This is a genomic window from Agrococcus sp. SGAir0287 (assembly GCF_005484985.1).
Lineage (GTDB): Bacteria > Actinomycetota > Actinomycetes > Actinomycetales > Microbacteriaceae > Agrococcus.
Window position 1 is genome coordinate 535,020 of sequence record NZ_CP027942.1, and the last position, 26,717, is coordinate 561,736.

At 74.1% G+C, this 26,717-nt stretch carries 27 protein-coding genes; 13 read left to right on the top strand and 14 right to left on the bottom strand.

The window, feature by feature from the left end:
- Nucleotide 1: 1 nt before the first annotated feature.
- From C1N71_RS02435 to C1N71_RS02460, 6 genes are all read right to left on the bottom strand, one after another.
- Complete coding sequence (locus C1N71_RS02435; protein WP_137754960.1) at nucleotides 2-673, bottom strand: RraA family protein; 672 nt, start codon at nucleotides 671-673, stop codon at nucleotides 2-4.
- The gene (locus C1N71_RS02440; protein WP_254678064.1) at nucleotides 670-1,491 is read right to left on the bottom strand and encodes a carbon-nitrogen hydrolase family protein; all 822 of its coding nucleotides are present in this window, start codon (nucleotides 1,489-1,491) and stop codon (nucleotides 670-672) included. The genes C1N71_RS02435 and C1N71_RS02440 overlap by 4 nt, the downstream gene beginning before the upstream one ends.
- Nucleotides 1,488-2,591, bottom strand: a complete 1,104-nt coding sequence (locus C1N71_RS02445) for an ABC transporter ATP-binding protein (protein WP_254678065.1) — start codon at nucleotides 2,589-2,591, stop codon at nucleotides 1,488-1,490. Before C1N71_RS02445 ends, C1N71_RS02440 begins: the two co-directional genes overlap by 4 nt.
- On the bottom strand, nucleotides 2,588-3,646 hold the full coding sequence (locus C1N71_RS02450; protein ID WP_137754961.1) for an ABC transporter substrate-binding protein: 1,059 nt from the start codon (nucleotides 3,644-3,646) through the stop codon (nucleotides 2,588-2,590). Before C1N71_RS02450 ends, C1N71_RS02445 begins: the two co-directional genes overlap by 4 nt.
- 110 nt (nucleotides 3,647-3,756) lie before the next feature.
- A complete protein-coding gene (locus C1N71_RS02455) occupies nucleotides 3,757-4,551 on the bottom strand; it encodes an ABC transporter permease (RefSeq protein WP_254678066.1) in 795 nt (264 codons plus the stop codon).
- Nucleotides 4,548-5,426, bottom strand: coding sequence for an ABC transporter permease (locus tag C1N71_RS02460; protein ID WP_137754962.1), 879 nt, complete (start codon nucleotides 5,424-5,426; stop codon nucleotides 4,548-4,550). Before C1N71_RS02460 ends, C1N71_RS02455 begins: the two co-directional genes overlap by 4 nt.
- A gap of 246 nt (nucleotides 5,427-5,672) precedes the next feature.
- Between C1N71_RS02460 and C1N71_RS02465 the strand changes: the two genes are divergently transcribed.
- The 4 genes from C1N71_RS02465 to C1N71_RS02480 are packed head-to-tail and all read left to right on the top strand — an operon-like array spanning nucleotide 5,673 to nucleotide 8,253.
- Complete coding sequence (locus C1N71_RS02465) at nucleotides 5,673-6,185, top strand: methylated-DNA--[protein]-cysteine S-methyltransferase (protein WP_137754963.1); 513 nt, start codon at nucleotides 5,673-5,675, stop codon at nucleotides 6,183-6,185.
- A complete protein-coding gene (locus tag C1N71_RS02470; protein WP_137754964.1) occupies nucleotides 6,182-6,649 on the top strand; it encodes an RNA polymerase sigma factor in 468 nt (155 codons plus the stop codon). The genes C1N71_RS02465 and C1N71_RS02470 overlap by 4 nt, the downstream gene beginning before the upstream one ends.
- Nucleotides 6,642-7,235 carry a methylated-DNA--[protein]-cysteine S-methyltransferase gene (locus C1N71_RS02475; RefSeq protein ID WP_217496030.1) on the top strand — a complete coding sequence of 198 codons (594 nt, stop codon included), beginning with the start codon at nucleotides 6,642-6,644 and terminating at the stop codon, nucleotides 7,233-7,235. Before C1N71_RS02470 ends, C1N71_RS02475 begins: the two co-directional genes overlap by 8 nt.
- Before the next feature lie 46 nt (nucleotides 7,236-7,281).
- Nucleotides 7,282-8,253 carry an asparaginase gene (locus tag C1N71_RS02480; RefSeq protein ID WP_175414061.1) on the top strand — a complete coding sequence of 324 codons (972 nt, stop codon included), beginning with the start codon at nucleotides 7,282-7,284 and terminating at the stop codon, nucleotides 8,251-8,253.
- A 66-nt stretch (nucleotides 8,254-8,319) separates the two neighbouring features.
- On the opposite strand, the gene C1N71_RS02485 is transcribed toward C1N71_RS02480, so the two are convergent.
- Complete coding sequence (locus C1N71_RS02485) at nucleotides 8,320-9,009, bottom strand: type 1 glutamine amidotransferase (RefSeq protein WP_137754967.1); 690 nt, start codon at nucleotides 9,007-9,009, stop codon at nucleotides 8,320-8,322.
- A 100-nt stretch (nucleotides 9,010-9,109) separates the two neighbouring features.
- Here C1N71_RS02485 and C1N71_RS02490 point away from each other — a divergent pair, with 100 nt between their 5' ends.
- Nucleotides 9,110-10,006: a pseudouridine-5'-phosphate glycosidase gene (locus tag C1N71_RS02490; protein WP_137754968.1), complete on the top strand. Its 897-nt coding sequence runs from the start codon at nucleotides 9,110-9,112 to the stop codon at nucleotides 10,004-10,006.
- A complete protein-coding gene (locus C1N71_RS02495; RefSeq protein ID WP_254678182.1) occupies nucleotides 10,006-10,896 on the top strand; it encodes a carbohydrate kinase family protein in 891 nt (296 codons plus the stop codon). The genes C1N71_RS02490 and C1N71_RS02495 overlap by 1 nt, the downstream gene beginning before the upstream one ends.
- Before the next feature lie 12 nt (nucleotides 10,897-10,908).
- On the opposite strand, the gene C1N71_RS02500 is transcribed toward C1N71_RS02495, so the two are convergent.
- Together C1N71_RS02500 and C1N71_RS02505 are read right to left on the bottom strand one after the other, a co-directional pair.
- Entirely contained in the window at nucleotides 10,909-11,484 is a 576-nt protein-coding gene (locus C1N71_RS02500; RefSeq protein ID WP_137754970.1) for a GNAT family N-acetyltransferase, read from the bottom strand.
- A 41-nt stretch (nucleotides 11,485-11,525) separates the two neighbouring features.
- On the bottom strand, nucleotides 11,526-12,221 hold the full coding sequence (locus C1N71_RS02505) for a hypothetical protein (protein WP_175414062.1): 696 nt from the start codon (nucleotides 12,219-12,221) through the stop codon (nucleotides 11,526-11,528).
- 64 nt (nucleotides 12,222-12,285) lie between these two features.
- Here C1N71_RS02505 and C1N71_RS02510 point away from each other — a divergent pair, with 64 nt between their 5' ends.
- The 4 genes from C1N71_RS02510 to C1N71_RS02525 all read left to right on the top strand — a co-directional run bounded on the left by C1N71_RS02510 (nucleotide 12,286) and on the right by C1N71_RS02525 (nucleotide 15,192).
- Nucleotides 12,286-13,074 (top strand): alpha/beta fold hydrolase, encoded by a 789-nt coding sequence (locus C1N71_RS02510; protein WP_175414063.1) that lies wholly within the window; start codon nucleotides 12,286-12,288, stop codon nucleotides 13,072-13,074.
- 31 nt (nucleotides 13,075-13,105) lie between these two features.
- On the top strand, nucleotides 13,106-13,423 hold the full coding sequence (locus C1N71_RS02515) for a hypothetical protein (RefSeq protein ID WP_137754973.1): 318 nt from the start codon (nucleotides 13,106-13,108) through the stop codon (nucleotides 13,421-13,423).
- A 75-nt stretch (nucleotides 13,424-13,498) separates the two neighbouring features.
- Nucleotides 13,499-13,846, top strand: a complete 348-nt coding sequence (locus C1N71_RS02520) for a PadR family transcriptional regulator (protein ID WP_137754974.1) — start codon at nucleotides 13,499-13,501, stop codon at nucleotides 13,844-13,846.
- Nucleotides 13,843-15,192, top strand: coding sequence for a hypothetical protein (locus tag C1N71_RS02525; RefSeq protein WP_137754975.1), 1,350 nt, complete (start codon nucleotides 13,843-13,845; stop codon nucleotides 15,190-15,192). Before C1N71_RS02520 ends, C1N71_RS02525 begins: the two co-directional genes overlap by 4 nt.
- A 182-nt stretch (nucleotides 15,193-15,374) precedes the next feature.
- Here the strand turns inward: C1N71_RS02525 and C1N71_RS02535 are convergent, their stop codons facing one another.
- Nucleotides 15,375-16,394, bottom strand: a complete 1,020-nt coding sequence (locus C1N71_RS02535) for an aldo/keto reductase (RefSeq protein ID WP_137754976.1) — start codon at nucleotides 16,392-16,394, stop codon at nucleotides 15,375-15,377.
- Between the two features lie 99 nt (nucleotides 16,395-16,493).
- Here C1N71_RS02535 and C1N71_RS02540 point away from each other — a divergent pair, with 99 nt between their 5' ends.
- Nucleotides 16,494-17,063, top strand: a complete 570-nt coding sequence (locus tag C1N71_RS02540; protein WP_137754977.1) for a TetR/AcrR family transcriptional regulator — start codon at nucleotides 16,494-16,496, stop codon at nucleotides 17,061-17,063.
- Between the two features lie 42 nt (nucleotides 17,064-17,105).
- On the opposite strand, the gene C1N71_RS02545 is transcribed toward C1N71_RS02540, so the two are convergent.
- Nucleotides 17,106-17,909: a DNA-formamidopyrimidine glycosylase family protein gene (locus C1N71_RS02545; RefSeq protein WP_137754978.1), complete on the bottom strand. Its 804-nt coding sequence runs from the start codon at nucleotides 17,907-17,909 to the stop codon at nucleotides 17,106-17,108.
- 17 nt (nucleotides 17,910-17,926) lie between these two features.
- Nucleotides 17,927-22,483, bottom strand: a complete 4,557-nt coding sequence (locus tag C1N71_RS02550) for an ATP-dependent helicase (protein WP_137754979.1) — start codon at nucleotides 22,481-22,483, stop codon at nucleotides 17,927-17,929.
- 309 nt (nucleotides 22,484-22,792) lie between these two features.
- Here C1N71_RS02550 and C1N71_RS02555 point away from each other — a divergent pair, with 309 nt between their 5' ends.
- Nucleotides 22,793-23,275 carry a 2'-5' RNA ligase family protein gene (locus C1N71_RS02555; RefSeq protein ID WP_137754980.1) on the top strand — a complete coding sequence of 161 codons (483 nt, stop codon included), beginning with the start codon at nucleotides 22,793-22,795 and terminating at the stop codon, nucleotides 23,273-23,275.
- 87 nt (nucleotides 23,276-23,362) lie between these two features.
- The gene (locus C1N71_RS02560; protein ID WP_254678067.1) at nucleotides 23,363-24,742 is read left to right on the top strand and encodes a DUF418 domain-containing protein; all 1,380 of its coding nucleotides are present in this window, start codon (nucleotides 23,363-23,365) and stop codon (nucleotides 24,740-24,742) included.
- Between the two features lie 39 nt (nucleotides 24,743-24,781).
- On the opposite strand, the gene C1N71_RS02565 is transcribed toward C1N71_RS02560, so the two are convergent.
- The gene (locus C1N71_RS02565) at nucleotides 24,782-25,504 is read right to left on the bottom strand and encodes a winged helix-turn-helix domain-containing protein (protein ID WP_137754981.1); all 723 of its coding nucleotides are present in this window, start codon (nucleotides 25,502-25,504) and stop codon (nucleotides 24,782-24,784) included.
- Nucleotides 25,505-26,025: 521 nt separating this feature from the next.
- Nucleotides 26,026-26,661 carry a uracil phosphoribosyltransferase gene (upp, locus tag C1N71_RS02570; protein WP_137754982.1) on the bottom strand — a complete coding sequence of 212 codons (636 nt, stop codon included), beginning with the start codon at nucleotides 26,659-26,661 and terminating at the stop codon, nucleotides 26,026-26,028.
- Nucleotides 26,662-26,717 lie beyond the last annotated feature (56 nt).

Below are 26,717 nucleotides of genomic sequence, written 5' to 3' on the forward strand. Positions count from 1 at the left end.
GTCAGCCCTCCTGCAGGGATCGGATGGTTCCGGATGCGCCGGTGAGGTCGCCCAGGCGTCGGCCGGCGCGCAGCTCGTCGGCGAGCCCCGGCTCCTCGGCGTCGTCCTCGAGCACCGTGTCGACGAGCGCGGCGAGCACGGCCGCGGAGGCCACGAGCACGCCGTTGCGGTCGGCGAGCACGACGTCGCCCGAGCGCACGGTGACGCCGCCGACCGAGACGGGCACGTGCAGGCCGCCGGCGTCGACGCCGAGCAGCTTCGTCGTCAGCAGCGACGAGCCGCGGGCGTACGCGACGACCCCGAGCGCCTCGATCTCGTCGAGGTCGGTGCAGACGCCGTCGACGACGACGCCGGCGGCGCCGCGCACGGCGAGCGCGGTGGCGATCATCTCGCCCACGGGTGCGTGGCGCGCGTCGCCGCCCGTGTCGATGACGAGCACGTCGCCCGCCTCCACGTCGCTCACCGCGTGGTGCAGCATCGTCGAGTCCTGCGCGGTGAGGCGCACGGTGACGGCGCGACCGACGATGGCGCCGGATCCCGTGAGCCTGCGGATGCCCGGGTCGAGGAATCCCTCCTCGACGTAGTGGCCGAAGGTCGCGAACGAGCACCGGCGCAGTCGTGCGACGAGCTCCGCGTCGAGCGGTGCGGGCGCCTGGCCGATCACGATGCTCATGCGGGCACCGCCGTCACGTGCACGTCGACCTCGAGGCGGCGGTTGGCGAGCACGGGCAGGATCTCGCGCACCCGCGCCGTCTCGTCGAGCCGCACCGTCGCGTGGGCGACGCCGTGCGTCGCCGGCCCGAGGGTCGTGACGAGGACGCCCATGGGGTCGACGACCATGCTCTCGCCGATGCAGTCCGGCGACGAGGAGCCGGAGGCGACGACCCAGCACGTGCTCTCGATGGCGCGGGCGCGCAGCAGCGTCGTCCAGTGGTCCTCCTTGCGCGCACCGGCGACCCACGCCGCCGAGACGCTCAGCACGTCGGCGCCGCGATGCACGAGGTCGCGGGCGAGCTCGGGGAATCGCAGGTCGTAGCAGTTGAGGAGGCCCACGGCGACGCCGTCGACGACGACGATCGGCGGCAGCGCGTCGCCGGGCACGACGTAGTCGGACTCGCGGTAGGCGAACGCGTCGTAGAGGTGCAGCTTGCGGTAGGCGGCGCGCTGCACGCCGCGGTCGTCGATCATCACGAGGGTGTTGAACGGGCGGCCCGCGCCGTGCGGCTCGTAGCCGCCGGCGACGATCCACACGTCGAGCCTCCTGGCGAGGTCGGACAGCAGCTCGAGGCCCGCGGGCCACGATGCCTCGACCGCGCTGGCGAGGCCGTCGCCGAGCCCGTCGGCGAGCAGCAGCGCCTCCTCGGGCAGCACGACGAGGCGTGCGCCGTCCGCGGCGGCCGCCTCGACGTGACGGGCGAGGGCGATGCGGTTCTCCGCGGGGTCGTTCGTCGGCGGGAACTGCACGACGGCGACGGCGAGCGTGGGATTCACGCGGCGACCTCCTGGGTCCGGGTGGATGATGCGGCGGGCTCGGCTGGCAGCACGCGGGCGTCGGCGGCCGACCAGTCGAGGGCGACCTCGGCGCCGTCCTCGATGCCGCGGAGCAGCCGCGCGCCCTCGGCGGCGGGCACCTGCACCTGCATGGGCGCCACGGCAGCGCCGACGACGACCTTCGCGAGCCAGTGGTCGCCGAGGAAGGCGTGCTCGACGACGCGGCCCGGGATGCCGCCGGGTGCGTCGGCGGGAAGCAGGCGGATGCGCTCGGGGCGGATCGCGACGACGACGTCGCCGTCGGTCGCGCCGACGGCGGGCACGGCGCCGACGCCCTCGACGCGCACGACGCCGCCCGTCGCGGTCGCGTCGAGCAGGTTGCACGTGCCGATGAAGGAGGCGACGAAGCGGTTCGCGGGCTCGTCGTAGATCTCGGTGGGGGAGCCGACCTGCAGCACGCGGCCGCGGCTCATCACCGCGATGCGATCCGACATCGTCAGCGCCTCCTCCTGGTCGTGCGTCACGTAGACGAACGTGATGCCGAGCTCGCGCTGCATGCGCTTCAGCTCGAACTGCATGTCCTTGCGCAGCCGCTGGTCGAGGGCGCCGAGCGGCTCGTCGAGCAGCACGACCTTCGGTCGACCGACGACGGCGCGGGCGAGGGCGACGCGCTGCCGCTGCCCGCCCGAGAGCTCCTGCGGCTTGCGGCCGCGGTACTCGCCGAGCTGCACGAGGTCGAGCGCTGCGGCGACGCGCTCGCGCAGCTCGGCCCGCGGCACGCGCTGCGTGCGCAGCTCGAACGCCACGTTGTCCTCGACGCTCAGGTGCGGGAACAGCGCGTACGACTGGAAGAGCATGTTGAGGTCGCGCCGACGGGTCGGGACGCCGACGACGTCCCTCCCGTCGAGCGCGATGGTCCCCGCCGTCGGCGACTCGAAGCCGGCGATCATGCGCATGATCGTCGTCTTGCCGCATCCCGACGGGCCGAGGATCGAGAAGAACTCGCCATCGGAGACGTCGAGGTCGGTCGGCTCGACCGCGACGCTGGCGCCGAAGCGCTTCGTCACGCCCCGCAGGGCGACGGCGGGGACGGCGGTCACGAGGCCCGCACCCGGGTCCAGCCGTCCTGGAAGTACGCGAGCGCGGAGCCCGGGTCGACCAGGAACTCGGCGTTCGTCAGCGACTCCTGCGGCACGAAGATCGCGGGGTTCGTCACGAGCGACTGGTCCTGCACCTCGGCGAGGGCCGCCTCGTTCGTCGTGGCGAGGTTCGCCTCGTCGGTGAGCATCGCGGCGATCTCGGGGCGCAGCGTGAACGAGAGCCACTGGTAGGCGGCGTCCTCGTTCTGCGTGCCCTCGACGATCGAGAACGAGTCGGTCCACAGCGTGCCGCCCTCCTCGGGCTGCACGAAGTGCACGTCGGGGTTCGCGGCCGTGGCCTGCGCGGCGGACGAGCCCGAGTACGCCTGCGCGATGCACGCGTCGCCGGCGCCGACGAGGTCGGCGGCGTTCGTGGAGTTGTAGCCGGCGAGCAGCGGCTTCTGCTCCAGCAGCGCCTCGGTGCCCTCCTCGACCTCCGCCTCGTCGGTGGAGAGGATCGACAGGCCGCGCACCTGCATGCCGGCGATGTAGGCGCTCAGCATGTTGTCGAGCATGTAGATCTTGCCGCTGAACGCGGGGTCCCACATGTCGGCCCACGAGGTGATCTCGCGGCCCGTGCACGCCTCGTTGTAGAGGATGCCCGTCGTGCCCCAGGCGAAGGGGATCGCGTGCGCGTTGCCCGGGTCGAACGAGGGGTCGACGAACGACTCGGCGAGGTTGTCGAGGCCCTCGATGCGGTCGTGGTCGAGCTCGGCGATCAGGCCGCGCTGCACGAGCAGCTGCACGGCGTACTGGCTGGGCTGCACGACGTCGTAGCCGGACTGGCCGGCGTCGAGCTGCGCGATCATCGTCTCGTTCGAGTCGAAGCTGTCGAACGTGACGTCGATGCCGGTCTCCTCCTCGAAGGCGGCGATGACGCCGTCGGGGACCTCGCCGGACCAGCCGTAGATGCTGAGGGTGGTGTTGGCGTCCTCGCCGCCACCGCCTGCGGAGCAGCCGGTGGCGAGGAGGACGACCGCGGCGGTCGCCGCGACGATGGATGCGGAGCGGTGCACGGGGGTGCCTCTCTCTCGAAGGGGATGGGGTGCTGGGTTCACGAGGGGGTGACGATGGGCTGGTGCTGGTTTCGTGTGCGAGTGGTGTTGGGATGCGGGACCGGGGCCGGTCAGGGGGTGCTCCCCGGCGCCGAGCCGGCCAGGATGCGACGCATCTGACCGACCCCGACGACGAGGATCACGACGAGCGTCAGCACGACCATGAGGCTGCCGAGCGCGTTGAGCTCGGGCGTCAGGCCGGTGCGGACGGAGGAGTAGATGCGGATCGGCAGCGTCGTGGTGCCGACGCCGGCCGTGAACGTCGAGATCGCGATGTTCGAGAACGACGTCGTGAAGGACAGCAGGAACGCGGCGAGGATCGCGGGGCGCAGGATGGGCAGCGTCACGCGCCAGAAGGTGCCGAGCACGCCGGCACCGAGGTCGGAGGCCGCCTCGTGCACGCTCGGGTCGAGGGCCCGCATGGCGCCGAGCAGCACGAAGGTCGCCATGGGCAGCGCGATGACGATGTGGCCGAGCACGAGCGTCAGCAGCCCGTTCTGCAGCCCGACCGTCGAGAAGGTGCGCAGCAGCGCGACCCCGATGACGATCTCCGGCACGACGAGCGGCACGGCGACGGCTGCCAGCAGCACGCCCTTGCCGCGGATCGGGAAGCGGTGCAGGGCGTACGCCGAGAGGAAGCCGATCGCGGTGGCGATGGCCCCCGCGAGCACGCCGAGCAGCAGGCTCGTGCGCAGCGCCGCGAGCAGCGGTGCGTCCTGGAGCAGCGCCGCGTACCAGTCGAGGGTCAGCCCATCCCATCGGTAGCTCACGGGCGACGCGTTGAACGAGTACGCGACGACCGCGACGATGGGCACGTAGAGGAACCCGATCATGACGATCGCGGCGGTGCCGATGACCTTCCTCACGACGACGACCTCCTCGAGGCGGCGATGCGCATGGCGATGCCTGCGATCGCGACGGACGCGAGCATGAGCACGAGCACGACCATCGCCATGGCCGAGCCGAGCGCCTGGTTCCGGAACTCCGTGAAGAGGGTGACGATGAGGTTGCCGACGAGCGGGTCGAGGCCGCCGCCGAGCAGCACCGGGATCACGAAGACGCCGAGCGTCGGCACGAAGGTCAGCATGACGGCGGCGGCGATGCCGGGTGCCGCGAGCGGCAGGATGACGCGGCGCTGCGTCTGCCACCACGAGCAGCCGAGGTCGGTCGCCGCCTCGGGCAGCGAGGGGTCGATCGAGCGCAGCGACGCGTAGATCGGGAAGACCGCGACGGGCAGGAACGCGTACAGCAGCGACAGCACGACCGCGCCCTGCGAGGGCACGAACGACTCGGCCTGGATGCCGACGGCGCGCAGCGCGGTCACGACGATGCCGCCGGAGCCGAGGATGTTGATCCACGCGAACGTGCGCACGAGGAAGTCGGTCCAGAACGGGATGATGACGAGCAGCAGCAGCAGCGGCTGACGCTCGGGCCGCGCGGCGGCGATCCAGGTCGCGACGACGTAGCCGACGACGAGGCATACGACGGCGTTCGCGGCCGCCATGCCGAGCGAGTAGCCGATCGTCTTGAGGTAGACGGGGTCGAGCAGCGTGGCGTAGTTGTCGAGCGTGAAGCCGCCGAGGGTGCCGCCGAGAGGATCCGGGATCGCGAACGACTCGCGGGCGACGATGACGGTGGGGACGACGACGAGCAGCACGATCACGGCCACGGCGGGCGCGACGAGCAGGTAGCCCTGCCACGTCGTGCGGCGCGGGCGGTCCCGCGTCTCGATCGTCGTCATCGCACCTCCTGTGCCTTCGAGACTCATCGTGACCCCGGGCATGTGCGCCGGGCGACACGAAAGCGGTCGCCGTCGCGTTACGTTCGTGCGCATTTCGCAGAAGCTCCGACCGAGCCGCTGCGCCACGCTTCGCTGCGGGGTGCGAGGATGCGGAGCGGATGGTGCGTCCCTCACAGGCGCGTCGCATCACCGACCTCACATCCCGGGGCGCTCGTGCGTCAGCCATGCGTGAGAGGAAGTGGAGCCATGACCGACACCAGGCACACCATCGTCGACACCGCACTCGGCCCCGTCACCATCGTGGGCGGCGCCGCGGGCATCCAGGGGCTGTTCTACGCCGACCATCGACCGGCGCCCGACGTCGCGCGCTTCGGCGATCGCGACGACGCAGGCCTCGCGCCCGCCGCCGCGCAGCTGCGCGAGTACCTCGCGGGCGAGCGCACCGCCTTCGACCTCGCTCTCGATCCCGTGGGCACGCCCTTCCAGCTGCGCGTGTGGGAGGCGCTGCGGGCGATCCCGTTCGGCGAGACGCGCACCTACGGGTGGCTCGCCGCGTCGATCGGGCAGCCGACGGCCGTCCGTGCGGTGGGGCTCGCGAACTCCCGCAACCCCATCTCGATCGTCGTGCCGTGCCATCGCGTCGTGGGCGCCTCTGGGGCCCTCACCGGCTACGCGGGCGGGCTCGCGTGCAAGCGGGCGCTGCTCGACCTCGAGGCCGGTGCGCTGCTCGACGTCGCCGCGCTGGATGCCGTTGCGTGACGCGCGAGCCCTTCGAGCGCCTCGTGCGCGAGCACGGTGCCACGGTGTACCGCGTCGTGCGGGCCGTCGTGGGGCCGTCGGATGCGGACGACGCCTGGAGCGACGCCTTCCTCGCGGCGCTCGAGGCGTACCCGAGGCTCGAGGAGGGCGCGAACGTGCGCGGCTGGCTCGTGACCATCGCGCACCGCAAGGCGATCGACGTGCTGCGACGGTCGTCGCGCGCGACGGTCGTGGCCGAGGTGCCCGAGCGCGCGCGAGCGCACCGCGATCCCGACCTCGACCTGCGGCGCGCGCTCGCGGCGCTGCCCGATCGGCAGCGGTCGTGCGTCGTGCTGCACCACCTCGGCGGCCTGCCGTTCGACGAGGTGGCGGCCGCGCTCGGCGTCTCGTCCGCCGCCGCGCGCAAGGCGTCGTCGGACGGCGTGCGTCGACTGCGATCGCTGCTGGAGGTCGATGATGGCTGATCCGTTCGACGCGATCCCTGCCGGCGATGCGGAGGCGCTCGCGGAGCGCCTCGCGCGTCGGGCGGTGGATGCCGGGCTCGTCGACGTGCGCGTGCGCACCATCGACACGCGCTTGGGCACCCTGCTGCTCGCTGCGACGCCGCGCGGCCTCGTGACGGTCGCGTTCCACGGCGACGAGCCCGACGCGACGCTCGAGCGGCTCGCGGATCGGCTCGGCACGCGGGTGCTGCGCGACGAGCGCGGCCTCGACGGCGTCGCCCGCGAGGTGGAGGCGCTCGCCGACGGACGCGCGCGCACCTTCGACGGTGCGCTCGACCTCACGCTCGCGACCGGCTTCCGCGGCGCGGTCGTGCGCGCGCTCCGCGACATCCCGTACGGCGAGACGCGCTCGTACGGCGACGTCGCCCGCGCCATCGGCTCGCCGGGCGCGGTCCGTGCCGTCGGCACCGCGTGCCGTCTGAACCCGCTGCCGATCGTGATCCCGTGCCACCGCGTCGTGCGCAGCGACGGCTCCCTCGGCCAGTACGCCGGCGGCGTCGAGGCCAAGCGCATGCTGCTCGGCGCCGAGGGGGCGCTCGCGGGCTGACGTGCTGCGGCGAGGCGTCGCGTCTCGCGTCGACTACCGTCGCTGTGTGCCCGCAGCGATCGATCCCCACGCATCCCCCGTCGCCGACCTCCGCATCGCCGCGACGGCGCCGATCGCGGTGGTCGACCGCGACGGCTTCGTCGAGTCGCGGCACGAGGGCATCGTCGCGATGGTCGCGCCCGACGGCTCGACGCTCGTCGCGGCAGGCGACGTCGACGCGCCCTTCCTCGCGCGCTCGGCCCTCAAGCCGCTGTTCGCGGCGACGATCGCCGAGCGCCTCGGCCTCGCCGGGCCCGAGCTCGCGCTCGCCTCCGGCAGCATCGTCGGCCGCGCGGAGCAGGTCGAGGTCGCGACGGCGATGGCGGCGCGACTGGGGGTCGATGCCGCGACGCTGCGCTGCCCGCCCCGCAGGACGAGGTGGATGGATGCCCCCTCCCGCCTCGGCGCCATCTGCGTCGGCAAGCACGTCGCCGTCGCCGCGGCGGCCGCGCTCGTGCCGGCCGAGGAGGACGGCGCGGACCGCGCCTACACCGACCCCGCGCACCCCATCCAGGTGGAGCTGCGCGCGGCGGTCGAGCAGCGCACGGGCGTGGCGTCGACGGCGACCGCGACCGACGGCTGCTCGGCGCCCGTGTACGCATCCTCGGTGCTCGGCATGGCGCGCGCGGTCCGGGGCCTCGCCGGCGACGCGGCGCTCGGCGCCGTGGGTGCCGCGATGCGCGAGCACGCGTGGCTCGTGGAGGGGCCGGGCGCGCCGGACACCGTGCTCATGGAGCGGCTGGGCGTGACGGCGAAGTTCGGGGCCGAGGGCACCGCGGTCGTCGTCGCGCCCGACGGCACCGCCGTCGTCGTCAAGGTCGCCGACGGCTCGCGGCGACCGGGCGCCCCCGTGGCCCTGGCGCTGCTGGAGCAGGCGGGCGCCATCCCCTCGGGCTCGCTCGCGACCGTGGCCCCCGAGCTCGGCATCCTGCAGCACGGCGGCAGCGCGGTCGTCGGCTCCCTCCGCCCCCTCCTCTGACCCGACAGATCGAGGTCTTCGGCCGCTTGTGACCTCGCAAGCGGCCGAAGACCTCCATGCTCTGAGTCAGAGGCGCAGGCGGCAGGACTCGGCGAAGGCGCCGAAGCCCTCCTCGACGACGCGGTGGAGCGTCGTGTCGGCGCGATACGCGCGCACGAGGCCTTCGACGTCGCCGCCCGGCAGGTCGTCGCCGAGCGGCGGCTCGGCGACGGTGCTCCAGCGCCGCAGCACCTCCTCGTCGACCTCGAGGTGGAACTGCAGGCCGAGCGCGGAGCCGGAGCGGAATGCCTGCACGGGCACGGCGTCGTTCGTCGCGACGAGCGTCGCCCCCGTCGGCAGCCCCACGACGTCCGTGTGCCACTGCATCGGTCGCAGCTCGCCGGTGAAGCCCCCGAGCCACGGGTCGGCGGCGACGACGTCGACCGGCAGCAGCCCCGTCTCGTCGACGGCGCCCGCGCGGTGCTCGGCACCGAGCGCGACGCCGAGGATCTGGTGGCCCAGGCAGAGGCCGAGCACGGGCACGTCGGCGTCGACCGCGCGGCGCACGAGGTCCGTCGTGACGCCGATGGACGGATGCGCGGCGACGTCGACCGCGCTCATCTCGCCGCCGAGCACGATGATGCCGGCGATCGCGTCGAGCGGCGGCACCCGCCGCGGGAAGGCGACGGTCTGCGTCGGCAGGTGCGCCGTGAGGCGTGCCGCGTGCCCGCCGGTCTCGTAGGCGAGGTGGTGGACGAGGAGCACGGAGCGCTGCACGATGCGATCGTCGCACGAGGCTCGGCGCGACGACCCGAGGCGCGTCGACCGCGGGCGCGGCGCCCTCGAGCGTCGCGCTCTCGCCGTCTAGCCTGGGGCGATGCATGTCGCCGAAGAGGTCCGCGATGCGCTCGACGCGGGCATCCCCGTCGTGGCGCTGGAGTCCACGATCATCAGCCACGGCCTGCCGCGGCCGCGCAACCTCGAGGCCGCGCGCGAGTTCGAGGCCATCGTGCGCGATGCCGGCGCGGTGCCCGCGACGATCGCCGTCGTCGACGGCGTCCCGCGCGTCGGCCTCGACGAGGATGCGCTCGAGCGCATCGCGGGCGAGGGCGTCGCGAAGGCGAGCGTCCGCGACCTGCCCATCCTCGCGGCGCGACGCGGCACGGGCGCGACGACCGTCGCGGGCACGGTCGCGATCGCCGCGCGCGCCGGCATCCGCGTCTTCGCGACGGGCGGCCTCGGCGGCGTGCACCCGGGCGCATCGTCGACGTTCGACGAGTCGGCCGACATCCCCACGCTCGCGCGCCATCCCGTCGCGGTCGTGTGCGCGGGCGTGAAGTCGGTGCTCGACGTCGGCGCGACGCTCGAGCGCATGGAGACGCTGTCGGTGCCGGTCGTCGGCTGGCGCACCGACCGCTTCCCGATGTTCTGGCTCTCCTCCAGCCCGCACGCGCTCGACTGGCGCGTCGACGCCGTCGACGAGATCGCGGCCATCCTGCGCGATCAGGACGCGACCGGCGCCGGATCGGGACTCGTCGTGGCCAACCCGCTGCCGATCGAGCAGCAGTGGGACCCTGCCGAGCACGACGCGGTCGTCGCGCAGGCGACGGCGGAGGCCGAGCGCGACGGCATCCACGGCAAGGCGGTGACGCCGTACCTGCTCGGTCGCATCGTCGAGCTCTCCGAGGGGCGCAGCCTCGAGGTGAACCTCGCGCTCGTGCGCTCCAACATCCGGCTCGCGGCAGCGATCGCGACGGCGTACGCGGGCGCGTGATGCGCGCGCTCGTGCTGGGCGACGTCGTCGACGACGTGCTCGTCTTCCCGCGCGGGCCCATCCGCACCGACACCGACACCGACGCCGAGATCGTGCGCCGACCCGGCGGCAGCGCAGCGAACACCGCGGCGTGGATGGTGGCGGCAGGGCTGCCGACGACGTTCGTCGGGCGCGTGGCGGCGGTCGACGCCGAACGGCACGCGCGACTGCTCGCCGACGTCGGCGTGGATGCGCGCATCGCGAGTGACGCCGAGCACGAGACCGGCACGATCGTGCTGCTCGTCGACGGCGACGAGCGCACGATGCTCACCGATCGCGGTGCCAACGCCCACGTCGATCCCGACGACATCGACGACGCGCTGCTCGCGGGCGTCGACGTCGTGCACGTGACGGGCTACTCGCTGCTGGCCGGGCACGCGGCCGCCGTCGGGCGGCTGGTCGAGCGCGCGCACGCGCACGGCGCGCGCGTCTCGTGCACGATCGGATCCGCTGGCTCGATCGCCGACCTCGGCGTCGACGTCGCGCTCGCCGCGCTGCGCGGGGTCGACGTGCTCGTCGCGAATCGCGACGAGGGAGCGCTCGTCACGGGCGCGCAGGGCAGCGCGCAGGTCGGTGCCGCGCTCGGGCGGCTCGCCCCGGTCGTCGCGCTGACGCTCGGCGATGCGGGCGTCCTCGTCGTCGAGCGGGGTGCGCAGCGGTTCGTGCCCGCGGTGCCCGCACGGCTCGTCGACCCCACCGGCGCGGGCGACGCGTTCACCGCGGGGTTCGTCGCCGGGATCGTCGCGGGCGCGTCCGCAGCGGACGCCGCGACGAGCGGCGCCGAGCTGGCCGCGCGCGCGGTCGCGGTGCGCGGCGCTCGCCCGCTGCCGCCGACGCCGGGGCGGTCATGACGCCCACGCCGGTCAGCGCAGGTCGAGCCGCATCACGACGCGCGGGAAGCCGTCGAGCGTCGACGTCGTGTCGGCCGCCTTCGTGAAGCCGGCGGACTCGAAGAGGCGCCGCGTCCCCGCGTAGGCCATCGTGAGGTCGACGCGCTCGTCGCCCGCGTCGACGGGATAGCCCTCGATCGCCGGCGCCCCGGCGTCGCGCGCGACGCGCACGGCACCGGCGAGCATGTCGTGCGCGATGCCCTGCCCGCGATGCCCCGGGCGCACGCGCACGCACCACACGCTCCACGCGTCGAGGTCGTCGACGTGGGGGATGCGCCTGCTCGTCGCGAACGACGTCCGCGACCGGGGTGCGAGCGCAGCCCATCCCACGACCTCGTCGCCCTCGTAGCCGAGCACGCCGATCTGCTCGCCTGCGCGCAGCAGCGCCGAGACCTTCCGGCCGCGGGCCTTGCCCGAGAGCGCCTGGTTCTCCTTCGCCGGCAGCCGGTACGACAGGCACCAGCACACGTTCGCGTCGGGATCCCGCTTCGGCCCGACCATGGTCTTCACGTCGGCGTAGCTCGTCGCCGGCAGCACCTCGATCGCCATGCCGACACTGTGGCACGAGCCACTCGCGCGACACCAGCGGATCAGGCGAGCACGACGAACGACGCGACCGCCGACGACAGGAGCCCCACGACGGTGGCGAACCACTGCAGTGCGGCGAGGCGCGCGTCGCGATGGTCGAGCGCCTGCGGATGCGCGCCGCGCAGGCGGCGTGCGTTCGCCAGATGCGTGCGCACCGGTGGACGCACGCGGCCGGCGAGGGTGCCGAGCACGGCGACGAGGTCGTCGCCGCGGTACCGAGCGCCGTCGAGCAGGGCGAGCTGCGCCCCGTCGGCGGCGATGAGCGCGAGGTCGACCCGCCGCTCCGCCGCATGGTCGCGCCACGCGACGGGCAGCACCTCGTGCACGTCGGCGACGTCGAACGCCAGCCAGCCCGCGACGCGGACCGAGCCGTCGGCGACGACGACGTCGCCGCGCGCCGCGCGCACGGCGGCGAGCGCGACGACGATCGCGAGGCCGATGGCCGCCGGCGCGATCGTCCAGAGCGAGACGAGGCCGGCCTCGACGTGCACGCCTGCCAGGTCGACGGCGATCGGCAGCGCGACGAGCACGGCGGGCAGCGCCGAGCGCAGCAGCATCGGCCGGCGCGACGCACGCGCCGAGGCGGCGTGCGTCGCGTCGTGCCGCGACCTGCCGACCTCGGGCAGCACGTCGGCGAGCCGCAGGCGGCCGCGAGCGCGGCCGGATGCCTCGGGAGCCGACGTGCCGGGCGCAGCCATGCCGTCACGCTACTGCGCGACGCGACGTGGGAGGGAGGGTGCTGCGCAGGGCCAGGATGGGTGCATGACCCTCGACGCCCGCCCCGCCCCCGGCATCGTCGTGGCCGACGACGGCACGCGCCTCGCGATCCACGAGCTCGGCGATCCCGCCGGCAGGCCCATCCTCATGGTCCACGGCTTCTCGTCGAGCACGCAGCGCAACTGGATCGACGCGGGCTGGGATCGCCCGCTCGTCGAGGCCGGGCTGCGCGGCGTCGCGCTCGACCTGCGCGGGCACGGCGACAGCGAGCGCCCCGGCGTCGGGCGCTACGGCGTCGAGCGGTTCCTCGGCGACGTGGATGCCGTGCTCGCCGCGACGGGGCTCGCGGGCGCGCGCCCCGGGTACCTCGGCTACTCGATGGGCTCGCGGCTCGGCTGGCGCTACGCCGCGCTGCACCCCGACGCGTTCTCGGCGCTCGCCCTCGGCGGCCTGCCCGCAGGCGATCCGTTCCGCGGCCTCGACGGCGACGTCGCGCGGCGCGCCCTGGCCGGCGAGGCCGCGCCGACCGGTGCGGCCGCGTTCGTCGTGCGGCTCGCGACCGCGCTGCCCGAGAACGACCCCGACGCGCTCGTCGCGCTCGCGACCGAGGTCGCCGCGACGCCCTTCGCACCGGCGGCGCACGCGCCGAGCGTGCCCACGCTGCTCATGACGGGCGACCGCGACGAGCACGCCGCCGACACCGCGACGCTCGTCGACGCGCTCCCCGACGGGCGCTGGGCGCCGATCCCGGGACGCAACCACCTCAACGCCATCACCTCGCGGCACTTCAAGGAGCAGGCCCTGGCCTTCCTGGCCGACGCCTCCACCCCTTGAGCGATGCTCGCTTCCGTGCAAGCGTGAGCGCGTGGACATCCCTGCGGGCGCCATCGTGCGCGAGTGGAGCGCGCTCGTCGAGACCGCTCGCGTCGACGAGTACCTGACGTTCATGCGCGACACGACCTACGACCGGTACGTCGCGATCGACGGCAATCTCGGCACGCACATCCACTCGCGGGACCTCGGCGATGGGCGCACCGAGGTGCGCGTGCTGTCGCATTGGCGTGACGAGGCGGCGATCCGCGCCTTCGCGGGCTACGACATCCAACGGCCGATCAGCTATCCCGACGACGACGAGTTCCTGCTCGAGCATCCGCAGCCCGTGCGGCACTGGACGCTGCGCTGACCGCACTCTGACACCGAGTCCGCATCGGGGATGCTCCACTGGCAGGAATATCGCATCCGCGGTAGCGTCACGCGCATGGCGCAACGCATGACCGAGCCCACGTTCTGGATCCTGACCTCGCTCGCCGAGGGGCGGCGGCACGGCTACGCCATCCTGCGCGACGTCGAGCGGATGAGCCAGGGCGCCGTCGCGCTGCGCGTGACGACGCTGTACGCGGCGCTCGAGCGGATCGTGCGCGAGGGGCTCGCCGTCGAGGACGGCGAGGAGGTCGTCGATGGTCGTGCGCGCCGCTACTACGTGCTCTCGGACGCCGGCGTCGACGCGCTCGAGCTCGAGTCCGCGGCGCTCGAGGCTCGAGCGACCGCGGCGCGCGCACGGCTCGCGGCGCGCGGCGCGCGGACGGCGGGGGAGGCGCTCGCATGAGCGCCCTCGAGGAGCGGTTCCGCGCCCTCCTGCGCTGGTACCCGCGCGCCTGGCGCGAGCGCGACGGCGAGGTGCTGCTCGCGACGCTGCTCGACGACGCGGAGGCGCGCGGACTCGAGGAGCCGACGGCGGCGGACGCGTGGTCGATCCGCGTCCACGGGCTCGCCGCGCGCATGACGCCGGCGACCGCGGCGCTGGCCGCCGCCGTCGGACTGGCGCTGTACGTCTGCGCGATGCTCGTGCAGTCCGCCGGGCTCATGGTGGACCCGCATCTCGCGCTCGGCGTCGACGGCGCGACGCTGGGCGCGGTCTGGCAGATCCTCGTGGTCGTGGCGACCACCGCCGTCGGCACGCCGCTCGTGGCGATCGCACTCCTCGCCCTCGCACGCAGCCGGCTCGGAGCCGGTGCGGGCAGCAGCGTGGCGGCTGCGCTCGCCGTGCTCGTCGCCGGCGCGATCCAGGCCGCCGACGCGGTCCGCACCATCGTCGCGCCCGTCGTCGCCACCGACCTCGTCAGCATCACAGGCGTCGCGCAGCCGACGGCAACGCTCGTGGCGGCCGTCGTGGCGGGGGTCGGCCTGCTCTCGTTCGTGCACGACCTCGTGCTGCGACCCAGCGGCCTCGTCGCGCGCTGGCTCGTCGCCTTCGCGTGCACCGCGGCGCTCGTCGGCGTCGGCGTCGCGGTGTCGATGACGGGACTGGTCTGGGTGATCGCGTTCGCCGTGCTGGTGCTCGCCCTGTCGACGGAGGTGCGGCGACGCCACGATGCCGACGACGCGGCCGCGCGTGGCGAGTGGCGTCCAGCTCCCGTCGCGATGCTCAGCGGCGCCGCCATCCTGCTCGGCGCGCCCTCGATGCTGTCGGTCGCGGCCTCGTCGGCGCTGCCGGGCATGGTGCGGGAGGAGGGCCTCTGGCAGCTCTTCGCGCTCGCGATCCTCGGCACGACGCTCCTGCTCGTCGCGCTCGCGATCGTCGGCAGCGCCTCGGTCGGGACGATCGCATGGTTCGCGGGCGGCGCGGGGGTCGCCGCATCCGCCGCGACGATCATCGCCGTCCTGCTCGGCATCGCCTCCGCGCAGGGGCAGCTCGTGCTCTGGATCGCGAGCGCGATGGCAGGCGCCGCCGTCGCATGCACCCTCCTGCCGATCGCACCCGGAGGCGGTCCTGCGCTGCGTGCTGCCATCGCGGTCGCCGTCGGCGTGACGCTCGCGGCCTTCGCGCTGCAGGCGCTGCCGTTCGTGCTCGGCCTGCTCTGGCTCGGGGCGATCCCCCTGCTCGTCGTCGCGGGCGGTCGTCACCGCCGCGCACGCGAGCGGCGACGGTCGCTGGAGTCCACCGCCGCGTGAGCCGTCGGGGGCGGGACGTCCACGATGCCGTGGGCTACGGCTGGCAGACGGGGCAGCGGTAGGCGACGCGCTCCATCGTCTCCGGCCCGAGGTGGCCGCGCTCGATGCGCGTGCCGCAGCGTCGGCACGGCTCCCTCATGTCGCACCGCTGCCGAGCCACGGGCGCTGTCGCGCCCGAGCGGCTACGCGGCGGCGCGCGTCTCGATCGGTCTGCGCCGCAGCGATGGCGTCGTGATGGGGAGCGTGCGGTGCTCCTGATCCATGCGACCGACGCCGGTGCCGGGCGGCACGATGGCGTCGATGCGGTCGAGCACCTCGTCGGAGAGGCGCACCGACGCCGCGGCGAGCAGGTCGTCGAGCTGCTCGTGGGTGCGCGGACCGATGAGCGCGGCGGTGACGCCGGGATGCGCCACGACGAACGCGAGCGCGAGGTGCGTGAGCGGCAGACCCGCCTCCTCGGCGAGCATCAGCAGCTCCTCGACGGCGTCGATGCGTCGTTCGTCCCGCAGCGCTGCGAACATCCTCGTCCGTCGGAGGTCCGACTGCGCACCGCGTCGCACGCGCCCTGTGAGCATGCCGCTCGCGAGCGGGCTCCAGATCACCGTGCCCATCCCGTAGCGCTGCGCGACGGGCAGCACCTCGTTCTCGATGGCGCGATCGAGGAGCGAGTAGTGAGGTTGCTCGACGCGAACGCGCTCGAGCCCGCGGCGTTCCGCGACCCACTGCGCCTCCACGATCTCGGAGGCGGGCATGTCGGAGGTGCCGATCGTGCGCACCTTGCCGCTGCGCACGAGATCGGTGAGCGCGGACAGCGTCTCCTCGATGTCGGTCTCGGGGTCGGGCCGGTGCATCTGGTACAGGTCGATGCGGTCGGTGCGGAGCCGACGGAGCGAGTCCTCGACCGCGGTCATGATCCAGCGGCGAGAGCCGCCGCGCCGGTTCGCGTCCTCGCCCATCGGTCGGGAGAACTTCGTCGCGAGCACGATCTCGTCGCGCCGACCCGCGATGGCGCGACCGACGAGCTCCTCCGACTCGCCGTACGCGTCGGCGGTGTCGATCAGGTTGACGCCGGCATCGAGGGCTCGAGCCACCATGCGGTCCACCTCGCCCTGGTCGGTCGTGCCGAAGGCGCTGAACATCATGGTGCCGAGTGCGAGAGGGGAGACGTGGATGCCGGTGCGTCCGAGCGGTCTGCGTTCCATGGGGGACTCCTGTCGTCGTGATCGCCGATGCCGTATCGTGCAGACGGAACGGTCGTCCGAAACTATACGGAAAGGTGTTCCGTTTTGTCTACCGACGCCATGCAGCACGCGGACGCGCCGACGCGCCGGAAGCGCGCCGACGCCGTACGCAACACGGAGGTGGTGCTCGAGGCCGCGAAGAGCGCGTTCGCAGAGCTGGGGGTCGACGCGCCGATGCGCGAGATCGCTGCTCGCGCAGGGGTGGGCGTCGGCACGATCTACCGCAACTACCCGCAGCGGTCCGACCTCATCGTCGCCGTCTTCCGCCGTGAGGTCGCCGCCGTCGCCGCATCCGCCGAGCGCGTCGAGCGCGAGCATCCTCCCGAGGTCGCGCTTCGTGCCTGGGCCGAGGATCTCGCGCGCTTCGTCGCGACGAAGCGCGGCTTCGCAGCGGCGCTGCACTCGGGCGATCCGGCGTATCGCCCGCTGCCCGACGTGTTCCTCGGCACCGTCGGGCCTCCCGTGCAGCGCATGCTCGATGCCGGCGCTGTTGCAGGGACGGTGCGCGGAGGCGTCACGGCGGAGGCGCTCATCCGGGCGCTCAGCAGGCTCGTCGACGACGAGGCGAGCGACGGCATCGGAGGCATGGCGGGGCTGCTGCTCGACGGGCTGCTGGGTCCGCGACCGTAGCGCCCTCCTCGCGCTCGGCGACGGGGGCGCCGACGCCATCGCCTACGGCTGGCAGACGGGGCACCGATAGGCGACGCGCTCCATCGTCTCCGGTCCGAGATGCCCGCGCTCGATGCGCGTGCCGCAGCGTCGGCACGGCTCGTGCTCGCGGCCGTAGACCCAGTAGCGGTCGCGGCGCAGCGAGCCGGTGAACGTGCGCTCGACGCGGTCGCGGTTCGCGACGATGATGCGATGCGCGAGCGCGACCATGCCGGGCAGGTCGTCGACGTCGCCGACTCGACGCCACGGCGAGACGCCGCGGAGGAAGCACAGCTCGGCGCGGAAGATCGTGCCGAGGCCGGCGAGGTTGCGCTGATCGAGCAGCGCCACGCCGATCTCGCGCTCGGGATCGCTCGCGAGGTTCGCCGCCGCGATCTCCGCATCCCAGTCGGGCCCGAGCAGGTCGGGGCCGAGATGGCCGACGACGGTGTCCTCGTCTGCGGTGCGCACGAGGTCGACGACGCCCAGCAGGTATCCGACCGTCTGCCACTCGGCGGTGTCGAGCACGGCGCGCGCCGTGTACGCGGGCCGCTGCCAGCGCGAGCCCTGCCGGTAGCGGTGCCACGAGCCGTCCATCTTCAGGTGCGTGTGCAGCGTCCATGCCTCGCCGCCGCGCCCGTCGGTGCCGGGCTCCTCGATGCGGTGCAGGATGTGCTTGCCGCGGCTCACGACCTCCCGCACCGTCGATCCGGCGAGGTCGGCCGTCGCGTGCTGCGGCACCCGCAGGTCGAAGCGCGTGAGCACCTGCCCCGCCAGCACCTCGTGCAGCGAGCGCGCGGTGCGCCAGACGGTGTCGCCCTCGGGCATCGGATCCTGCGCCCTCGTCAGCCGAGGCGCAGCCCCTTCGGGGTGAGCGCGAAGCCCGCCTCGCGCAGCACGGGGTCGAGCGCGGAGCCCAGCACGGCCTGGCCGTCGACGCGGTGCACCGCGATGCGGCCGAGCGCGGGCGCGACGGAGGCGAGGGATGCGGCGGCCGCCGCCAGGCGCGCGGGCTCGTCGTCGAACGTCAGCAGCGTGCGTCCACCCCGCTCGACGAACAGCGTCAGCGCGCCGTCGACGATCGTCACGAGCGCCCCCGCCTTGCGGCCCGGCCGGTGGCCCTCGTCGCGCTGCGGCCACGGCAGGGCGGCGCCGAACGGATTCGCGGGATCGGTCGCCGCGAGCGTGCGCGCCGCGAGCGGCGGAGCCTGATCCGGATCGAGGCCGAACGCGCGCAGCCGGTCGACGGTCGCGGGCGTCGAGAACTGCGCGGCGCCGAGGCCGGCGACGAAGTAGCCGCGGCGCGTCTGCCCCGCCTCCTCGAGCTGCGTGAGCACGCGATACGCGGCGGCGAAGCCACCCGGCACCTGCTCGGACTGCACGGCGCCGCGCGTCACGATGCCGTGCCGCTCGAGCAGCTGCTCGGCATTCGCGAGGCGCCGCACTGTGGCATCGGGGTCCGGCGACGGCGTCAGCGTCCACCGCCCGCCGACCTCGGGCGCCGCAGACTGCGTCGTGCCGCGCGGTCGCATGCGACCGCGGTAGGCGCGCGTGCGCGTCGGCTGCCGCGTGCGGCGCGCCGACGAGCCGGTGCGCACGCGCAGCGCGCCGAGCGTGTCGTTCGTCACGTGGCCGCTCCACACGAGCTGCCACAGCGTCGCCGTGAGCTCGGAGTCCGGCACGTCGAGCGTCTGCTGCAGCTGGCGGAAGAACCAGCCGCCGCCGGCGCCGAGCGCGTCGAGCACGGCCTGGCCGGCGGCATCGGGTGCCTCCGTCGGGGCATCGATCGTGAGGTGCGCGGTCTCGGCGAGGTGCAGCCGCACCCAGCCGTCGGCGCCCGGCAGCGTGCCGTCGCCGCTCCAGAGCACCTCGCCCGTGCTCGTGAGCTCGTCGAGCATCGCCGGCTGGTAGTCGCGCACCCGGGCGGGCAGCACGAGCGACTCCCAGGCGCTCGCGGGCACTGCGGCGCCCGCGAGCTGCTCGACGACCTGCAGCACGCCGTCGATGCCGCGCAGCGAGCGATCCGCGTGCTGCCACACCGGCAGGAAGCGGGCGAGCTGCTCGGGCTCGACGGGCTCGACCTCCTTCCGCAGCGCGGCGAGCGACCGCGAGCGGAGCCGGGTGAGCACCTCGGCGTCGCACCAGTCGGTGCCGGCGGCGCCCGGCCGGAACTCGCCCTCGAGCACCCGGCGATCGCCGGCGAGCCGGCGCAGCGCGTCGTGCACGACGGCGACGCCGAGGCCGAGCGTCGACGCCGCGTCGGCGGGCGTGAAGGGGCCGTGCGTGCGGGCGTACCGGCTCACGAGGTCGCCGACGGCGTCGGGCACCGGCGTGAGGTACGCCTCCGGCAGGCCCACGGGCAGCGGCACCCCGAGCGCGTCTCGCAGGCGCGCGGCATCCTCGACCACCGCCCAGCGCTCGGCCCCGGCGATCTGCAGCCGCAGCACGCGCTGCTCGCGCCGCATGCCCTCGAGCGCCGCGTCGAGGTCGAGCCCGGCGATGGTCGTCGGGTCGAGGCGCTCGACGAGCGCGGACGTGTCCATGGGGCCGAGCAGGCGCAGCAGGTCGACGGCGCCCTCGACGCCCTTCAGGCGTCGCTCCGGATGCGTGCGCTGCAGCTGCGCCTCCGTCGTCGCGATGACGTCGGGATCGAGCAGCTCGCGCAGCTCCGCGCGTCCGAGCAGCTCGGCGAGCATCGTCGTGTCGAGCGACAGCGCGGCGGCACGACGCTCTGCGAGCGGCGCGTCGCCCTCGTACATGAACGAGGCGACGTAGCCGAACAGCAACGACCGGGCGAAGGGCGACGCATCCGCCGTCTCCACCTCGAGCAGGCGGATCGTGCGGCTCGCGATCGACTCCGCGACGCCGCGCAGCGCCGGCACGTCGTAGACGTCCTGCAGCACCTCGCGCACCGTCTCGAGCACGATCGGGAACGACGGGTAGCGGCGGGCGACCTCGAGCAGCTGCGCGCCCCGCTGCCGCTGCTGCCACAGCGGCGAGCGCCTGCCGGGGTTGCGGCGCGGCAGCAGCAGCGCGCGAGCGGCGCACTCGCGGAAGCGGGAGGCGAAGAGCGCCGAGTCGCCGACGCGCTCGGTGATGACGTGCTCGAGCTCGTCGGGGTCGAAGACGAAGAGGTCGGCGCCGGGCGGATCGGCGTCGGTGTCGGGCAGGCGCACGACGATGCCGTCGTCGGAGGCCATGGCGCCACCGTCGAATCCGTACCGCTCGCGGATGCGCGCCGTGATGGCCAGCGCCCACGGCTGGTGCACCCGGTTGCCGTACGGCGAGTGCAGCACGATGCGCCAGTCGCCGAGCTCGTCGCGGAAGCGCTCGGCGACGAGGGTGCGATCGCTCGGCAGCTGCCCCGTCGCGGCGCGCTGCTCGGCGAGGAAGGCGAGGAGGTTCTGCGCGGCGCGAGCGTCGAGCCCCGCCGACGCGAGGCGAGCCTGCGCCTCCTCGGGCGTCCACTGCCCCGCCTCGCGCAAGAATGCGCCGATCGCGGCGCCGAGCTCGGCCGAGCGCCCCATGGCGTCGCCCGTCCAGAACGGCACGCGGCCCGGCTCGCCGAACGCGGGCGTCACGACGACGCGGTCGTGCGTGATGTCCTGGATGCGCCAGCTCGTCGCGCCGAGCGCGAAGACGTCGCCGACGCGCGACTCGTAGACCATCTCCTCGTCGAGCTCGCCGACGCGGCCGCCGCGCTCGGCGCCTGCGAGGAAGACGCCGAACATGCCTCGGTCGGGGATCGTGCCGCCGCTCGTCACGGCGAGGCGCTGCGCGCCCGGCCTGCCGGTGAGGGTGCCGGAGACGCGATCCCACACGATCCGCGGCCGCAGCTCGGCGAACTCGTCGGAGGGGTAGAGGCCGGAGACGAGGTCGAGCGTCGCCTCGTACGCGCTGCGGGGGAGCGAGGCGAAGGGTGCGGAGCGCCGCACGATCTCGAACCAGTCGTCGACGTCGACGGGGCCGAGCGCCGTGTGCGCGACCGTCTGCTGCGCGAGGATGTCGAGCGGGTTCTGCGGCACGGCGATCCGCTCGATGCGCCCCTCGCGCATCCGCTCCGTCGTCACCGTCGCGTGGACGAGGTCGGCGCGGTGCTTGGGGAAGAGCACGCCGCGCGACACCTCGCCGACCTGGTGGCCGGCGCGGCCGACGCGCTGCAGCCCGGCGGCGACCGACGGCGGCGACTCGACCTGGATGACGAGGTCGACGGCGCCCATGTCGATGCCGAGCTCGAGCGAGGACGTGGCGACGACGCAGCGCAGCCGGCCGCGCTTGAGGTCGTCCTCGATCTCTGCGCGCTGATCCTTCGAGACGGAGCCGTGGTGCGCGCGGGCGAGCAGCGGCGCGGCGCCGGAGGTCTGCCCCGACTGGCCCATCATCTGCGCGGGCATCCGATCCGGCTGCCCGGATGGCGGCGCGGTCGGCGCGTCGAGGCCCTCGACCTCCACAGCCTCCTCCTGCCGCTGCGCCCAGATCTCGTTGAGCCGCGACGTCAGGCGCTCGGCGAGGCGGCGCGAGTTCGTGAACACGATCGTCGAGCGCTGCTCGAGCACGCGATCGACGATCGCCTCCTCGACGTGCGGCCAGATCGACTGCTGCTGCGGCATCGCCTCGTCGGCCGACGCGCTCGTCGCACCCTCGCGGGGCGGCGCCGAGCCGAGGTCGCTCATGTCGTCGACCGGCACGACGACCTGCAGCTCGACGCGGCCGCGGGACTCGGGCGCGACGATCGTCACGGGACGGGGTCCGCCGAGGAAGCGCGCGACGGCCTCGGGTGGGCGCACCGTCGCCGACAGCCCGATGCGCTGCGCCGGCCGCTCGAGCATGGCGTCGAGCCGCTCGAGCGAGACGGCGAGGTGCGCGCCGCGCTTCGTCGACGCGACGGCGTGGATCTCGTCGACGATGATCGTCTCGACGCCCGCGAGCGTCTCGCGCGCGGCGCTCGTGAGCATGAGGAAGAGCGACTCGGGCGTCGTGATGAGCACGTCCGGCGGCGCTGTCAGCAGCCTCCTGCGCTCGGCCTGCGGCGTATCGCCGGAGCGCACGCCCACCGTGATGTCCGGCGGCGCGAGGCCGAGCTCGGCAGCGGTGCGCGCGATGCCGACGAGGGGGCTGCGCAGGTTGCGCTCGACGTCGACGCCGAGCGCCTTCAGCGGCGAGAGGTAGAGCACGCGGGTGCGGCGCAGCGGATCCTCGGGCTTCGGCTCGCTCGCGAGCCGGTCGATGGCCGTGAGGAAGGCGGCGAGGGTCTTGCCGGATCCCGTCGGCGCGATGACGAGGGCGCTGCCGCCGCCCTGCGTCGCCGCCCATGCGCCCTCCTGCGCGGGCGTCGGCGCCGCGAACGCGCCCCGGAACCACGCGGCGGTGGCGGGGCCGAAGGCGTCGAGGGAGTCGGGCATCCTCCCCATCCAAGCCCAGACCGCCGACACGGCTCTGCGGGCTTGCGCCGCGCCCCTGGCGGCATGGCAGCGGAAGGCCGAGCATCGGCCGACGGAGGCGCGCCGGACATGCGCAAGGGCCGGTCGAGTTCGCTCGACCGGCCCCAGTCCCTTGCACCAGAGTGGATCTCGGATCGCACCCTCCGCTGATGGCCACAGCACAACCATCAACGTGTGCACCACGCTATAACGGATCGGTAACGAGCGGGGCATCAGCAGGCTGTGATTTCGCTGTGGCTCTCGGGCTCGAGGTGCGCGAGGCTTGCAGTCGTGGGCGTCGAGCGGAGGCGGTGGTGCGTCGCGGCGATGCTCGCGCCCATCCGCCCGGGCGCGTCGTTCCCGCGTGCCGCCTGGCCTGCGCACGTCACGCTCGCGTCGAACCTCCGCGTCGACGACCCGGACGCGCTGCCTGCCGTCGTCGATCGCGCGCTGCGCGGCGCAGGGAGCCTCGACGCGAGGATCGGTCGCATGGCCTGGTTCGGGGAGCGGGGCGGCGTGCCAGTGCTGCTCGTCGCATCGCCCGGGATCGAGCGCGCGCACGAGCGTCTCGCGACGGCGCTCGTGCGGCAGCCGGGATTCGCGGCCGACGCGCCGCGGCACTGGCGGTCCGGCTACCGCGCCCACCTCACGCTCGGTCCCGCCGTCGTGCCGCCCAGCGGGGCCTGGCTCACCGTGGCGTGCGTCGCCATCGTGCGCCTCGAGGGCCCGCAGGCCGACGTGGAGTCGGTGCTCGCGCCGCCCGATCGAGACTGAGCCGACGGCGTGAACGGCTCGCCCGCCCGAGCCGCGCTCACCGCTCGCGTCCCCCGATCCGTGCGCGATCGCGCGCGCGGGTGGAGGATGCCTCCCACGACGCGCGCCGGCCGGCTCGAGGCCGCGGGGCGTCGTCGCATCGCACCGACGAAGGACGACGAGATGCCGCGCACGACCGCTCCCGCAGCCGGCGACGCGCCGCCGATCGCCGCCGTGGTCGTGTCGGCGCCGGAGGGCACGGGCGAGCGGCGCGCCGACCGCCGCACCGGCGCGCAGCCGCGCTCGGCGCCGCTGCGCCGCATGCTCGCGTTCGGGCGACCGCCACGCGTCATGGGCGTCGACGTCGCACGCGGCGTCGCGATCGTCGGCATGATCGGCGCCCACGTCGGCGTCACGCAGGCGTTCGACTGGGCGCGCGTCGAGACGTGGACCGACGTCGTCCACGGACGCTCCTCGCTGCTGTTCGCGCTCGTCGCCGGCATCTCGATCGCGTTGCTCACGGGTGGCAGACGCACGCCCGAGGTCGACGACCTGCCCCGCATCCGACTCGGGCTCGTCGGTCGCGGCGCCGTGGTCTTCGCGATCGGCTGCGTGCTCGAGCTCGTCGGCACGGGCATCGCCGTCGTGCTCACCGTCTACGGCATCCTCTTCGTCGCCATCATCCCGTTCCTGCGGTGGCGGCGCCGGTCGCTGTGGATCGCCGCGGGCGCGCTCGCGCTCCTCGGTCCGCTGCTGCTGGCGATCGTGCGCATCTTGTCGATCGACGCGTATGGCGAGGGGATCGGCCTCGTGCTCGGCACCTACCCCGTGACCGTGTGGATGCCGTTCCTGCTCGCGGGGCTCGCGATCGGCCGCAGCGACCTGCTGCGCCTGCGCACGGCGGTCGCGCTCCTCGTCGGAGGCGCGGTGCTCTGCGGCATCGGCTACGGCACGGCGGCGCTCGTCGCGGACCCGGTCGACGCCCTCGCCGCGGCATCGGCGGCGGACGAGGCCGGACGGGCGCAGCCGACGCCCGAGGAGGTCGCGGCGATGCCGTATCCGGAGCAGCTCGCGGCCGTCGCCGACCCGATGCGGGTGGTCTCCGCCGTGGTCGACGTCGCGCCCCACTCCGGCGGCACGCTCGAGATCCTCGGGTCGGGCGGGCTCGCCGCGGCGATCGTCGGGGCCGGCCTGCTGCTGTCCCGACCGCTGCGCTGGGTGCTGCTGCCGCTCGCGGCGATGGGCAGCATGCCGCTCACCGCCTACGCGGCGCAGATCGTGGTCATCGCGCTCGTCGGCGGCCTGTCGGCGACGGCGGCCATGGAAGGAGCCATGTGGCAGGCGCTGACGCTCGGGCTGCTGGTGGCGGCGACCGTCTGGCTCGCGTTCGTCGGGACTGGTCCGCTCGAGCGGCTCACGCGCCGTGCATCCGCATGGATGGCGGGGACGGCGGGCGGGCAGCGCGCGGGCGCACGCGTGCGACGGTGAGGCTCGGCGGCGCCGCGTCGGGCGGCGACGCGCTGCCTGCTAGATGCGGTCGGGCGAGGCGGCGTGCGGTGCGAGCACCGTGACGTCGGCGTGCCGGTCGAACCGGTAGCCGGCGCCGCGGACCGTGCGCACGATGTCCGACCAGGCGCCCAGCTTGGAACGCAGGCGACGCACGTGCACGTCGATGGTGCGCTCGTTGGGGCGCGCCTCGTCGTCGGCATCCGGCCACAGCGCGTCGATGATCTCGGTGCGCTCGACCGTGCGGCCCTCGCGGAGCACGATGAACTGCAGCAGCTCGAACTCCTTGTACGTGAGCGGGGCGATGTCGTCGCCGATCGCCACGCGCTTGCGCGAGAGGTCGATCGTGACGTCGAGCGCGGGCTCCTCGGTGGGCGTCTCGGCCTTGCGCAGCGACGGGTCGTGCAGCGCGCGACGCACGACGTCGACGTCGCGCCCGCCGACGCCGGCGGGGGCGAGGGCGACGGCGGCGTGCGTCTGCGCCGAGGGCGACAGCCGCGCGGTGAGGCGCTTCAGCTCGGTGACGAGCTCGGCGAGCTCGATGCCGTCGGCCTCCGACGCGTCCTCGCCGAGGCCGACGTAGAGCACGAAGCCGCGCGCCTCGGTGCCGGCAGGCACGGCGCGGACGGGGGAGCGACGAGCGGGTGCCTCGGTCGCGGCGGGCTGCGGCGAGAGGGCGAGGTTGCCGTCGGTCGGGGCGGTGGCGGACTGCTTGGACTGGATGTGGGTGATGGCGATGGACATCGCGATGCCTTCCGGGGGAGCGTGCGACCGACGTCGGTCTCGCACGCGGTGCGTCGAGGTTCTGCGGACCCGAGGATGCTCGGGCGAGCGGCTCGCAGGAGAGCGCTCAGCGCTGGCGGCAGCGGTGCTGCGGCGAGCGGGCGGAGGTGCGGGGCGGAACGAGCCTCACGCGCACATTCGACACATGGCGACGGCCGGCATCATCATGCCGGCATCTCCCTTGGCCACAGGCGTGGTCGAGAGAGCGAAGGTCGTCGTCATGCGCACGATCCTTGCAGCAGACGCGCGAATCCGTCAACACGGGCGTGCCCCGTGCATGACGAAGTGTGACGTCGCGGAGCGTCGTCGGCGCCGACCCGGCGCGGAATCGTTGCGAGGTGCGGTTGCTGCATCCAGGTGCCGTCGCATCAGCACCTCGGTGCAGCGACCGCACCTCGGAACGGTCCGGCAGGCAGGAGGCGCACCGCAGCGCAGCGACCGCACCTCGGGGCGCTCGGGCGCCCGCGGAGCACCGCGGCTGGTCAGTCGACCGTGCCGTAGAGGCGGTCGCCCGCGTCGCCGAGGCCGGGCACGATGTAGCCCTGCTCGTTCAGTCGCTCATCGAGGGCGCCGAGCACGAGCGTCACGTCGTGCCCCTCGACCTCGCGCTCCACGCGCTCGATGCCCTCGGGCGCCCCGAGGATGCAGATCGCCGTGACGTCGACCGCGCCGCGCTCGAAGAGGAAGTGGATGGCGGCGGCGAGCGAGCCGCCCGTCGCGAGCATGGGATCGAGCACGAAGCACTGGCGGTCCGACAGGTCGTCGGGCAGACGCTCGGCGTACGTGTACGGCTGCAGCGTCTCCTCGTTGCGCGCCATGCCGAGGAAGCCGACCTCGGCGGTCGGCAGCAGCTGCATGAGGCCGTCGAGCATCCCGAGGCCCGCGCGCAGGATGGGCACGACGAGCGGACGCGGCTCGGCGATCGCGACGCCGGTCGTCGACGTCACGGGCGTCTCGATCGCCTTCTCGACGACGCGCACGTTCCGCGTCGCCTCGTAGGCGAGCAGCGTCATGAGCTCGTTGGTCAGCGCGCGGAAGGTCGGCGAGGGCGTCTCGCGATCCCGCAGCACCGTGAGCTTGTGCGTGATGAGCGGATGGTCGGCCACGTGCACTCGCATAGGCTCAGGCTACCGATCGCGAGGACAGGCAGGAGCGCGCGTGCGGCACGCACCGA